The organism is Enterococcus lactis (assembly GCF_015751045.1).
GTDB lineage: Bacteria > Bacillota > Bacilli > Lactobacillales > Enterococcaceae > Enterococcus_B > Enterococcus_B lactis.
Map to the genome: position 1 here is coordinate 99,726 of NZ_BNJW01000007.1, position 12,921 is coordinate 112,646.

The 12,921-nt window shown below is 38.2% G+C and carries 11 protein-coding genes; 5 read left to right on the plus strand and 6 right to left on the minus strand.

Annotated elements, in window-relative coordinates; genetic code table 11:
* Positions 1 to 13: 13 nt before the first annotated feature.
* Positions 14 to 2,680 (minus strand): cation-translocating P-type ATPase, encoded by a 2,667-nt coding sequence (locus KFO35_RS05465; protein WP_024636181.1) that lies wholly within the window; start codon positions 2,678 to 2,680, stop codon positions 14 to 16.
* Between the two features lie 311 nt (positions 2,681 to 2,991).
* Between KFO35_RS05465 and cls the strand changes: the two genes are divergently transcribed.
* Positions 2,992 to 4,473, plus strand: coding sequence for a cardiolipin synthase (gene cls / locus KFO35_RS05470; RefSeq protein ID WP_156272189.1), 1,482 nt, complete (start codon positions 2,992 to 2,994; stop codon positions 4,471 to 4,473).
* 185 nt (positions 4,474 to 4,658) lie between these two features.
* Here the strand turns inward: cls and thiD are convergent, their stop codons facing one another.
* Positions 4,659 to 5,474, minus strand: a complete 816-nt coding sequence (gene thiD, locus KFO35_RS05475) for a bifunctional hydroxymethylpyrimidine kinase/phosphomethylpyrimidine kinase (protein WP_156272203.1) — start codon at positions 5,472 to 5,474, stop codon at positions 4,659 to 4,661.
* Between the two features lie 294 nt (positions 5,475 to 5,768).
* Between thiD and KFO35_RS05480 the strand changes: the two genes are divergently transcribed.
* Positions 5,769 to 6,044, plus strand: coding sequence for a hypothetical protein (locus tag KFO35_RS05480; RefSeq protein ID WP_002315235.1), 276 nt, complete (start codon positions 5,769 to 5,771; stop codon positions 6,042 to 6,044).
* A 422-nt stretch (positions 6,045 to 6,466) separates the two neighbouring features.
* Complete coding sequence (locus KFO35_RS05485; RefSeq protein ID WP_002291831.1) at positions 6,467 to 6,922, plus strand: Spx/MgsR family RNA polymerase-binding regulatory protein; 456 nt, start codon at positions 6,467 to 6,469, stop codon at positions 6,920 to 6,922.
* Between the two features lie 161 nt (positions 6,923 to 7,083).
* On the opposite strand, the gene KFO35_RS05490 is transcribed toward KFO35_RS05485, so the two are convergent.
* From KFO35_RS05490 to gmuD, 4 genes are all read right to left on the minus strand, one after another.
* Complete coding sequence (locus tag KFO35_RS05490; protein WP_002315237.1) at positions 7,084 to 7,833, minus strand: permease prefix domain 1-containing protein; 750 nt, start codon at positions 7,831 to 7,833, stop codon at positions 7,084 to 7,086.
* Entirely contained in the window at positions 7,834 to 8,160 is a 327-nt protein-coding gene (locus tag KFO35_RS05495; protein WP_002291828.1) for a PadR family transcriptional regulator, read from the minus strand. It lies immediately after the preceding gene.
* Between the two features lie 147 nt (positions 8,161 to 8,307).
* Entirely contained in the window at positions 8,308 to 8,748 is a 441-nt protein-coding gene (locus KFO35_RS05500) for a universal stress protein (protein ID WP_002289467.1), read from the minus strand.
* A gap of 80 nt (positions 8,749 to 8,828) precedes the next feature.
* Positions 8,829 to 10,226 carry a 6-phospho-beta-glucosidase GmuD gene (gene gmuD, locus KFO35_RS05505; protein ID WP_002315238.1) on the minus strand — a complete coding sequence of 466 codons (1,398 nt, stop codon included), beginning with the start codon at positions 10,224 to 10,226 and terminating at the stop codon, positions 8,829 to 8,831.
* A 152-nt stretch (positions 10,227 to 10,378) separates the two neighbouring features.
* Here gmuD and celB point away from each other — a divergent pair, with 152 nt between their 5' ends.
* A complete protein-coding gene (gene celB / locus KFO35_RS05510; protein ID WP_002315239.1) occupies positions 10,379 to 11,650 on the plus strand; it encodes a PTS cellobiose transporter subunit IIC in 1,272 nt (423 codons plus the stop codon).
* A 127-nt stretch (positions 11,651 to 11,777) separates the two neighbouring features.
* Complete coding sequence (locus KFO35_RS05515) at positions 11,778 to 12,497, plus strand: GntR family transcriptional regulator (protein ID WP_002315240.1); 720 nt, start codon at positions 11,778 to 11,780, stop codon at positions 12,495 to 12,497.
* Positions 12,498 to 12,921: the final 424 nt, after the last annotated feature.

A 12,921-nucleotide genomic window follows, 5' to 3' on the forward strand; every position in this document is an offset into this window, starting at 1 on the left:
TCCTTGATTCGTTTTATTTATTTCCTTGTACTCGTACAATGATCAATTTCGTGATTTCCATCAAGATGATTGTCACAAGGGCGATTCCCATACATGTAAAGACTTCTGTCAATCCAAATGCTGATGGGATAGAGAAGACTTCTTTCAGTCCTGGAATCATTGTTAAGCAGTAAAGCGCGCTACATACAACTACAGCTAGTAAGACACTTCTGTTAGAGAAGAACCCTGCTTGGATAGCTGTTTGTGTATTTGAACGTGCTGGGAATGTTTGCAATGTCCGACACCAAATCAATGTTGAAAATGACATAGCTACACCGAATTCAGGTGAATGCTGCATGCCAAGCCATTGAGCGAAGATAACAGCAATCCCAATCAGCACACCACGATATGTTACAGAAATCAATGTTTTGTCCGTAAAGATTCCTGAATTTGGATCTCTTGGCGGACGGTTCATCGTAGCGGGTTCTGCTTTTTCTGTACCTAATGCAATCGCTGGCAGTGAGTCATTGACTAAATTGATGAACAGCAGTTGTAATGCTGTAAATGGATTGGACCAGTCAGCAACTAAGGCAAAGATGATCGCAATGATCGCACCTAAGTTTCCGGCAAATAGATAAGAAATAGCTTTCTTGATATTATCAAACACGTTACGTCCTACTTCTACTGCGCTGACAATAGAAGCAAAGTTGTCATCCGTCAATACCATCGCTGCTGCATCTTTTGCCACATCTGTACCAGTTCCCATAGCAATCCCGATGTCTGCTTGTTTCAATGCTGGTGCATCATTTACGCCATCACCTGTCATAGCGGAGATATGACCTTTATTTTGCCAAGCACGAACGATACGGATTTTATTTTCAGGAGAAACACGTGCATAAACGGTGACTTTTTCTAAAACTTCGTTTAGTTGCTCTTCTGTTAATTCATCTAATTCCGTTCCAGTCAGAGCTAAGTTTCCTTCTTCAAAAATCCCGATTTGTTTTGCGATAGCAACAGCTGTTGTTTTGTGATCACCAGTAATCATGATCGTTTTGATTCCTGCACTTCTTGCTTCTGTCACCGCTTGAGTGACTTCAGCACGTGGAGGATCGATCATAGCAAGCAAACCAACAAGGATCAAATCATCTTCATCTTCAAATGACAAATCAAAATTATCAAGTGGACGGTAAGCAAAAGCTAGTACACGTAATGCTCGTGTTGAAAAAGCTTCATTTTGCTCTTGGAATTTTTTCATCAATTCATCCGTCATCGGAACAACTTCGCCATTCAGTAATACCTTTTTACTGCGTTGGAAGACGATATCTGGTCCCCCTTTGACAAATAAGTAATTTTCGTTATCGATCGTGTGTCCAGTAGACATCAATTTTCGATCTGAGTCAAAAGGAAGTTCTGCTTGTCTTGGGTAGTTGTTTCGAATTTCCTGATAAGGCTGGTTTAGTTTTTCACTAAAATCGATAAACGCTACTTCCGTAGGGTCGCCCAATTTAGTCCCATCTTCACTGATTGATGCATCATTCGCTAAGACACTGATTTCAATCAAACGACGTTCGTCAGCTGTCCACTTTGAAGGATCGTTTGTGAAATCTCCAGTATCGCCATTTCCTAAAAAGTAGTCAACAACTGTCATTTTGTTTTGTGTCAATGTACCCGTTTTATCTGTACAGATGATACTTGTCGAACCAAGTGTCTCAACTGCTGGAAGTTTTCGGATAATGGCATGACGTTTCGCCATTTTATTCGTTCCCAAAGATAACACGATTGTTACGATAGACTGTAATGCTTCTGGAATAGCAGCTACGGCTACGGCTACGGCAAACATCACTGCGCTGACGATATCTGCAGTCATATCTCCTGTACCTTCTCCAAGATAAATACGGAACAATTGGATACCTAAAATCAGTAGAGATAATGCCAAAATAGCCAGACTTAATTTTTTACTGAATTTATCCAGACCTCGTTGTAACGGAGTGACTTGCTCAGTTGTTGATTCCAAAAGACCAGCAACTTGTCCGATCTCCGTATTGTTCCCAGTTGAAGTCACTAAGAATTTACCGCGTCCGTAAGTTACGATCGTTCCACTGAATACCATATTCGTACGATCACCGATTGGAACAGTACTTGTGATATCCATTACTTCTTTTTCTGCGGAAGTCGACTCTCCTGTCAGCATGCCTTCATCTACTTTTAATGAACCCGCATCTAGTAATCGTCCATCAGCAGGTACATAATCGCCTGCGTCTAACAACACGATATCCCCTACGACAAGTTCGTTTGCCGGAATCGTTTTTTCTTTACCGTCACGAATCACTCGAGCATCAGGTGCTGAAAGATTTTTCAATGCCTCTAAAGAACCTTCTGCTTTTTTTGTTTGGACAACACTGATGATAGAATTCAACATCAACACTGCTAAAATAACTAAGAATTCGATGTAGTCTCCCATGACCATCTGAATCAGTGCGACAATCAGCAATACGATAACCATTGCATCTTTGAAGGTTTCTAAGAACAATTTCCAAGTTGGCTTCTTCGGCTTTTCTTTTAGCTGGTTCAAGCCATCTCTTTCTAATTTTTCCTTCGCTTGCGTGGTGCTCAATCCATCGGTTGAGCTCTGCGTTTGCTGCATCAACGAGTCGATCGTTTCTTTATAGACCGCTTGTTGTGCTTGTTCCTTGTTTTCCAAATTTCATCCCCCATTTTTTGATCTCGGTCCTAGTCCTGTCTGAAAAAAAAGAGACCTAAGACAAATACGCATTTGTCTTAGGTCTCACCATTTCATACAATACCAGAAAACCATTTGGTTAACTTACTGTTGATATTATCGCAACAAAATGTTGCCGGTTACTCCCCTAAGGAGATATTCAACTGTACTAATATCCTACCTTATTAAGCTACAAAAAGCAACTACTTTAGCCCGATTTACCTACATTTTCATGAAAAGAGTGAAAAGTATATTCACCTTGGTAGGCTTCTTTCTTCTATCATGCTATACTAATGTTATTGTATGTAAGGAGGAACATTTTTGTGGTATCTAGTATTATAACCGCCCTTTATCTATTGAATGCACTTATTGCTTTAGTGGCTATCTTGATCAAACCCCGAGATGTAGCAGCTATTTGGGCATGGCTCTTAGTATTATTTGCCCTTCCTGGGGTGGGTTTTGTATTATATTTATTTTTCGGACGTGGATTAACGGATAAGAAAAAATTCTATCTCCGACAAAGTGACTTGAAAGAATTAGAAAACTTTCAGTCTTTTAGAGGAGATACCATTGAACATTACGATCCTGACATGGGCGACAAAGACAAACAACAATTTGTCGACTTCTTCTCTTCATTAAATCGTATGCCGCTGACAAGAATGAATTCTGTCACTCTTCTCACAGACGGACAAAAGAAATTAGATTCACTGCTTCAAGATCTAAAAAAAGCCAAACATTCGATCCATATCGAATATTACGCATTTGTGACAGATACTATCGGTCAGCAAGTCTTACGCGTTTTAGAAGAAAAAGCCGCAGAAGGCGTAGAAGTTCGTATATTATATGATGCATTTGGCTCCCATGGCACAAAAGCAAAAGATTTCAATCGTCTAATCAAAAATGGTGGACATGTCCATACATTTGTTACCTCGCAAAAAGCATTGCTTCGTTTCCGATTGAATTACCATGATCACCGGAAAATCGTTGTGATCGATGGAAAGATCAGTTACACCGGTGGCTTCAACATTGCCAATCAGTATGTAAATACGACAAAAAAATTCGGCTATTGGCGTGATACGCATATACGGATTTTCGGTGCCGCTTCTTCTTTGCTTCAACTTCGTTTTTTAACAGACTGGAACGTCTCAGTACCTGAAGAAAAAAAGGTCGGCTATCATTTGAATTATTTCTTTAAAAAAGCAGATCAAGACGAATCCAAACTTGCTGATACGTCCATCCAGCTTGTCTCAAGCGGACCAAATAACGAACGCGAACAAATCAAGCTTTCGTTTATCAAATTGATTACTTCTGCTAAAAAACGTGTTTGGATACAGACACCTTACCTCGTTCCTGATGAAAGTGTCATTGCTGCTTTGAAAATCGCAACTGCTTCTGGTGTCGATGTAAAAATCATGATCCCCAATAAACCGGATCATCCTTTTATTTATCGAGCAACACAATATTATGCTCGTCAGCTCATCAAGGAAAACGTACAAATCCTTGTCTATGAGAATGGCTTCCTCCATGCAAAAACATTGATAATGGATGATGAAATCTGCATGGTAGGTTCAGCAAATCAAGATATTCGTAGCTACCGATTGAATTTTGAAACAAGTGCTGTCATCTACGATCCTGAGTTTTTAGAAGAACTTGCTACTCAGTTTAAAGAAGATGAGACACATTGTTCACCAATGACGACTGAAACAGTGAAGGAAATGTCTAACTGGCTGTTATTCAAACAACAAATTTCTCGATTATTTTCTCCAATCTTATAATTTTTCCATTCAAGTAGAGAAAAGAGGCTGTGACAAAACGTGTCACAACCTCTTTTTCTGAATAAACGGTGTTCAATCAGCTGACCTTCGGTATTAGCTCAACAAACGGCAAAATATGAGGAACTATTTTTCCGTTTGTTGAGCTAATACTCAGGACAGGACGCTGATTTCACAACCTCTTTCTTTTACTCTAATTCACTGGCTGCCCAATGATTGATTGGTCCATATTTATGCCCTACGTTTATTTCTTCACGAATCGCACGGTTTACATAGTCTTTTGCCAATCGGATCGCTTGTTCTACTGTTTTTCCTTTAGCTAATTCGGCTGCAATACATGCAGATAACGAATCGCCAGTTCCATTGATCCGGTCAGTAGGATAAAATGGCGCATTCAGCCAAAATGATTTTCCTGATTCAAGCAATACGTAGTCGTTGACTGTTTCTTGTTGCGCATCTTTTGCATGATGTCCTTTGATCATGACGTTTTTCGCACCCATCTCTTGCAGTTCTTTTGCTGCTTGCACAAAATCTTCTTCAGTTGCTAATGTCCGTCCAGTCAGCTTTTCTGCTTCGTAAAAATTAGGTGTCAGTACTTCGGCCAAAGGGACAAGTTTTTCTTTCAAGCTTTGCAAAGCAGATTCTTCTAGTAAAAGATTTCCATGTTTCGTTACGATCACGGGGTCCACGACTAATGGTCCAAAATCATATTTTTGATAATTTTTTACAACTGTCTCAATCAAATTTGAATCTGCTAGCATACCTGTTTTAGCTGCACGTATTTGAAAGTCCTCTGCAATCAGTTCAAATTCTTTATCGATAAAATCGGTTGGCAAGGTCACACTTGCTCCGATTCCGTAAGAATTTCCTGCAACACATGCGGTCATGACAGAAACACCGTAAACACTTCTTGTAAAGAATGTATGCATATCTGCTTGCATCCCTGCGCTTCCATCGCTATCTGATCCTGCGATCGTCATTGCTTGTAAATACTGCTCTTCCATTAAATCGATCCCTCCATTTTTATAAAAAAATTTTTTCATGATGCTGTTACTGTTTCTATTATATGTTTTTCAAAGTATCCCTCAGTAAATATACCACTACCTTTTCTTGGTAATCAAATTTATTTGAAAAAACATTTGTAATAAATCAGAAAATAGTTGTCATTTATTTGAACTAGTTATTCTAATAACAAATACCTGCTATTCGATTTGTATATATTTCAGTATCCTTCTTGTTTTCATATAACCAATGGCGCTATGATTTCCATATGATAAAAAATAAAGTCAGGTGAAAAAATGAAACTTGAGGATAAAAAAGTCATTTTGAAGAAAATCAAACGTCTCCCAGACCAAATAGAAAACTATACGATCTGTTCTTTCAAAAAAGACAGGAGTATAAAAGCTTATACGCAAAACACAGAAAAAGGAATAATCTATTTCCTAAATGAAGAAGGTTACGATACCCAAACCTTTATGTTTACTGAAAAAAAAGAATTTCATAAACAGATGAAAAAACTGATTGAAAAAGAATTTCCAAGAAGTCATAAACTCTATGTGCATCAGCAATTTTAACTTTTAACTATACGCTCTTAATTAAATATGCTCTGTAATAAAATAAAACTTTATAACAACTATAACAAAACAGAATACAAAACGACGGTTCTATAAGTTATAATCATAGTTGTTAGATGATTCATCTAGTAAAAACACCAGATTTCAAATTTCACACAATTGAAACTAGATCAATCATCAACCTTCTTCAAATTGTTAGAACCCTTTCCCGAGGAGCTGCAGCATAAGCAAGAAAAACAAACAGGAAGCCAAATGGCTGAGACATTCCTTCTATTAGTCTAGTTGTTTCTCGTCGCAAATTTAAGACTTTAGAAAGTTATTTCTATTGATGTTTGGGTTGTTTCACGCTTATACACAGCTCCTTACCTATTATTTATCTCAACAGATCGAACAAATTAATGGAAAATTTAAGGAGTTTTGTTATGCTTACGATCTATTCTTCTCGTACACATAGTTACCATCTGATGGCAAATTGGCTGAAAGACCACCAAATGCCTTACAGAGAACGAATTTTCACACCTAAACAGCCTTTAACCAGAAAAGAAATCTTTTATTTATTATCATTAACAGAAAACGGATTTGACGATCTATTAGCTAAACGCTCGATTGATTATAAAAATTTGAAAGATCAAATTGACCAATGTACGACCTCAGAACTTGTCGATTTAATCGTGTCTCATTTTACTTTGTTGCAACGTCCCATCATTACTGACGGAAAAAAATTATTAGTCGGGTTCAATGAAGATAGTATGCGTCTTTTTATCCCTGTACAATGGCGCAGAAGCCAGCTCAAATCTGTCTATAACGATTTCACGTGGGTAAGCGATCTAGACAATTCTATGGAATTAGATGATGAATTTTTAAATTATTATATATAAAAAGGACGGTGACAAAAAAGTGTCACCGTCCTTTTTTCCGAATAACTAGTGTTCCAGAAGTAGCTTCTACGAAAAATAAGCCGAATTTTCTTGAAGCTAATTCTTGAAGATAACTACTTCTGTCACAACCTCTGATTCATGGCGTTCAAATTTGTGCACACTTACCACGAATAAGTGCTTTGAGTGAACTGACGATAAGAATGACGAACAAGACTGCCATAAATAATCAAAAAGACACCCGTTCCTACTGTAACAAAAAATCCAGAGGCACCGATACTACCATCCATATACCACAAAATCGAAGCAAAAAGTGGGAAAAGTGAAAAAATACATAATCCGATTCCTGCAATCAACGAGAAGCCAAAACTTCGCTGATATGCTTCTTCTTTTTCTTTTGCTTCTGCTAATACTTTTTCAGGTATTTTTCTATTATACAAAAAGTGATTTAAGCGGGTGATTTTCATACCAGAAGCGATGAAAAAACCGACAGCTAATGCTATACCGAAAATCAGACAAGAAACACCCATGAATGCATAGCCTGTTGAACAGAAGAACAGAAATCCTGCAAAGGATAAACAAGTGAATAGGACACCTGACGCTACTTGAAGACTTGCTGCTCTGTATTCTTTCCAATAATTTTCTGCTTCGCTTAAATAAATCGAAGCTGGATTTGATTCCGTCTCGGGACTTGGATTTTCTTTTTTGACATCTAATTCTTCTAATAATTCGTCGATTGAACCAAATGTCGAGATGACTGTACCAATGGCCTCTTGTTCATTTTTCCCTTCTCCCATTAATTCATGATAATGATCTTCCATATTTGCCAACAAATCAGCTTTCAGCTTTTCTATCTCGTTACTTCGGGGTACTCCGATAAAAAGACTTTCTAAATAATTACGGATTGTATCCATTTACTTTCCCTCCAAAAATTGATCGACCACGTCTTTCGTCGTCAGCCACTCTTGCTTTTTTTCTTCTAAAAGATTACGTCCTATTTCAGTGATTTTATAATAGGTCCGTTTTTTTCCATGGGTCACTTCACCAGGGTACGAAACAATCAATTGATTCTTTTCTAAACGGGCAAAAACGGAGTAAAGTGTCGTCTCTTTGATTACATAGGAATCATTTGTCCTCTCACGGATTGTTTTAGAAATTTCGTATCCATAAGAATCGTTTTTGTTAAGGATCGATAAAATAATCGCATCATTGTATCCGCGTATTCCATCACTTGAAATCATGTTCTCTCCTCCATATTACTCCATCTGTCGTTGTAATCAGCATAGCATGATTACTTCATCAGGTAAAGTAATTTTTTGCAAAAAATAAAAAGGAACAGAAAGCAAGAGAAGCATTATGCTTTTTTGCTTTCTGTTCCTTTAATTTATTTATTTTACAACCATGACGTTACATGATGCGTGGTTGACTACATAGGAAGTAGTGGAACCTACTAGCGCACGTTCTACCGCATTCAGACCTGTCGCCCCCATGACAATCAGATCGATTGGTTCTTTCGATTCATGGAAATTAGCAATCAGTGTCTTTGGATAACCGTAAAGAACATATGTCTCGATATCTGTCAGGCCTTTTTCGATTGCCAAGTTTCGATGTTCTTTCATCTGGTTTTCCGCAACCTCATCCAATTCTTCCTGCAGGCTTGTTGTAACAAATGCAAAATCACCAAAGTAATTGCCTGTTACTTCATTGACATACAGGATGTGCAACGTTGCTTGATTTCGTTTGGCAATCGTGATTGCCTCAAGAAATGCTTTTTCTGCCTTTTCAGAACCATCAATTGCTACTAAAATATTACGATAAGTGTCTACCATTGTAAACGCCTCCTTCACTGTTAGTGTAGCACGATTACAGTGTTAGGACAAACATTTTGTGAACGTTTTATCAAAAAATATCAGGCATCAAATCCGTTTTTTTCGGAGACCGTTTTAAACCAGCGACCTGATTTTTTGATCGTGCGTTTGCCGTCTTGTGCCAAATCAACAGCGATAAAGCCATAGCGATTTTTGTAGGCATTTGTCCATGACCAGTTGTCCATACATGTCCACATGTGGTACCCCACACAATTCGTTCCTTCTTGGATTGCTTGATAGACATATTTCAAATGATCCGTCACAAATTCGATCCGATAATCATCTTCAATCATGCCTTCGCTGTTAACAAATCGTTCTTCTCCTTCGACCCCCATCCCATTTTCAGAAATATAGCATTTGATATTACCATAGTTTTCTCTTGTATTCGTTAAAATATCATAGATGCCTTTTTCGTAAATTTCCCATCCACGATATGGATTCATTTTTTTATTGGGCATGTCGTAATTATCAAAATAATCATCTGGCATGGGGCTATGTTCGTGATTGATCGGTGTTTCTTTTGCTTTGATCCGACGAGGCTGATAATAATTGATTCCTAACAGGTCAATCGTGTTTTCTCTGATGAGTTCTAAGTCTCCTTCATGAATGTCAGGCATTATACCCAATGTTTTGACAATCTCGATCAACTCTTGTGGAAACTCGCCTTTCACTGCAGGATCAAGGAATGATCTGTTGAAGAATGCATCCGCGATTTGCGCTGCTTTTACATCATCTTGGTTTGTTTCATCTCTCGGATAACTTGGTGTCAGATTCAAGATGATTCCGATCTCGCCATCATGACCGCCTTCATGGTAGGCTTTGATTGCCTTTGCACTTGCTAGATTCTCATGATAGCCTACTTGGACCGCTTCTTTCATATTGATATGATTTGGATAGTGGAATTGATACAAGTAGCCTCCTTCTACAGGTACGATTGGCTCGTTATGAGTAAACCATTTTTTGACTAGGTCTCCAAACAATTCAAAACACGCGGCTGCATAAGAAACATAAGCGTCAACCGTTTCTCTTGATAACCACCCGCCTTTTTCTTGCAAGGACAGTGGCATATCAAAATGATAAAGATTCACAAAAGGCTCGATACCATTGTTCAGCAATTCAGTAAAATAATCTCGATAAAAAGAAACAGCTTTTTGATTGATTTCACCTGTCCCTTCCGGAATCAAACGACTCCATTGGATAGATGTACGAAATGTGTTATGGCCAGTTTCTTTCATTAACTGAACATCTTCTTTGTATTTTGTGTAAACTTGCGAAGTTTTTTCAGGTCCTACTTGATCGAAGAATTTTTCAGGCTCTAATGCATACCAATGATCCCAAATATTTTCTCCTTTCCCGTCATTACTTACTCTTCCTTCTGTTTGCGGTCCGCTAGCAGCAGAACCCCACCAAAAATTTTCTGGAAATGTGTAGGTTTTCATTTTGTACTTCCTCTCTTTTCTTCTTGATATCGTAATCATAACGAACCTAAAAAAATAAATCAATACTTTTTATAAAAATGACTAGACATTTAAAATATTCGGCGTTATACTTTGTATGTAATCGATTGCAAATAAATTTGAGGTGAATAAAAATGAACGGTTTTATGGACAAGCTTTCTGAGAAAATCATGCCCTTAGCTAATTTATTAGGGCAAAATCGTTACCTTACAGTTTTACGGGATGCGTTTATGCTTTCCTTCCCTTTAACGATGTTCGGTTCGATCGTTGTCGTTATCAATAACTTGCCTTTTTTCAGTGACGCAACAAAGGGAACTTTATCGAACTTATTCGGTAATGGGCAAAATGCAACAATGAGCATCATGTCGGTTTTTGTTACTTTTGGTATCGGCTATTATTTATCAAAATCTTATGACGTTGAAGGTATTTTCGGTGGTGCCGTGTCTTTTGCCAGCTTCTTGATTCTTACGCCTTTTGCAATGAAAACCGTTGGTGGTGAAGATGTAACTGGTGTTCTTTCACTTGATCGTCTTGGCGCAAAAGGAATGTTCATTGGAATGATCGCTGCTTTCTTGGCTGGAGAAATCTACTGCAGAATCACGAAACGCGGCTGGCAGATCAAAATGCCTGATGGAGTTCCACCTGCAGTAACAAAATCATTTGCCGCTTTGATCCCTGCTGTAGTGACACTAACTATTTTCTTAGTAATCAACGCTGTGATGACTGGTATTTTCAATGCTAACTTACATGATGTCGTTTATGAAGTGATCCAAAAACCATTAACTGGTTTGGGAAGTAGTTTACCTGCAACATTGATTGCTTTGTTCTTTGTCCAATTCTTATGGTTCTTCGGACTTCACGGACAAATCATCGTCAACTCTGTAATGGACCCGATTTGGAATACACTGATGCTTGATAACTTAGAAGCTTATCAACATGGAAAAGAATTACCACACATCATCACAAAACCATTCATGGAAACCTTCACTGTTGGTATTGGTGGCTCTGGAATGACTTTAGCTGTCGTTTTATTAATGGCCTTCGTTCTTAAAAAGAAACAGTATCGTGATGTTGGTCGATTAGCTTTAGCACCTGGTATTTTCAATGTAAATGAACCAGCGATCTTTGGTCTGCCGATCGTATTGAATGCAACAATCCTTATTCCTTGGGTCGTGGCGCCTCTAATCGTAACGACGTTCAATTATTTGGTAATGGCTGCTGGACTTGTCCCTGCACCAACTGGCGTCTCTGTTCCATGGACTGTGCCAATCATTGCAAGCGGTGTCTTAGCAACAAATTCATGGCTTGGTGGTATGCTGCAAGTCATCGACTTTGTCATCGTTGCCTTTATCTGGTACCCGTTCTTGAAAGTATTAGATAAACAACCAGACCTAGATATTGCTTAATGGATCATTAAGGGGATGTGACAAGAAACTTGTCATATCCTCTTTTTTCGAATAAACAATGTTCCAGATGCTACTTCGAGTTGTCGGAAGCATAATCTTTCGTTATACTCTAGAAGAGGTGAATAACGTGCCAAAATACGAAGAAATCGCAAATATTTTAAGGGAACGAATCCGTTCAAAAGAGTATCCTCCCGATAGTTTTTTGCCTAATCAAGTGGACTTGGTAAAAGAATTTGGTGCGAGCCGGATGACAATCAAAAAAGCCATCAATATCTTAGCGATGGAAGGACTTGTCTATTCGCAGCGAGGATCAGGAACGAAAATCTTGAATCATCCATTCATGCAAAAAGACACATCGCCCGCTAACGAGTATGAAGGTTTGAGTCTCCAAATGAAACGCAGACATCGTTCTTTGAAGAGTCAAATCATTCATTTTGACGTCGAATTCCCTGATCAATATATCCAAGAACGATTGATGATCGATGCCGAGCAACCTGTCTACAATATTCACCGGTTAAGGATCTTAGATGGCGAGCCTTATGTTTTAGAGCATACCTTTATGCCAGTCCATCTTGTGCCGGGTTTAAAAAAAGAACATTTGTTAGCCTCTATCTATGATCATCTTCATCAAGAATTGAATGTCCATTTTGCAGGGGCTTATCGTGCTATTTCTGCAGATAAAAGTGATGAATATGATCAGCAATATTTGAACTGTGCAGAAAACGATCCTGTACTGGAAGTTCAGCAAGTCGTCTATCTCAAAGATGGCCAGCCGATTGAATATTCTTCCAGCCGAAACCGATTTGATGTTCGGAACTATTCTGTGTTGGATGTGCGTTCAACTTAACCAAAGAGGTTGTGGAAAAGCCGCTTAGTTTCGAGTAGTAAGAAAAATTTTGTGAAAATGGCTTTCCTCATTTTTGCATAAATTTGACTTACTACCGAGAAACTGGCTTTTGAACACCGTGAATCAGAGGTTGTGGAAAAGCCGCTTAGTTTCGAGTTGATTGATTGTCACAGATACAATCTTTTGAATAACATTTACCAAGTACTTTCAGAAGCTCGTTTCCATCTAATCATAAAAAGACTTATGACCACCCGTAATGATTCTAAAGTTAGCTTTTTAAAGCTAGTTTTTTTGAAATCGATACAGCTAGTCGTAAGTCTTTTTATTTTATTGATCCGTTCCTCCTCTTTTCCATTCTAGATTCCTTCCTGATACTTTAGAAAACAAATTAATTGCAAAATAGAGATGCACCCTCTATACTATT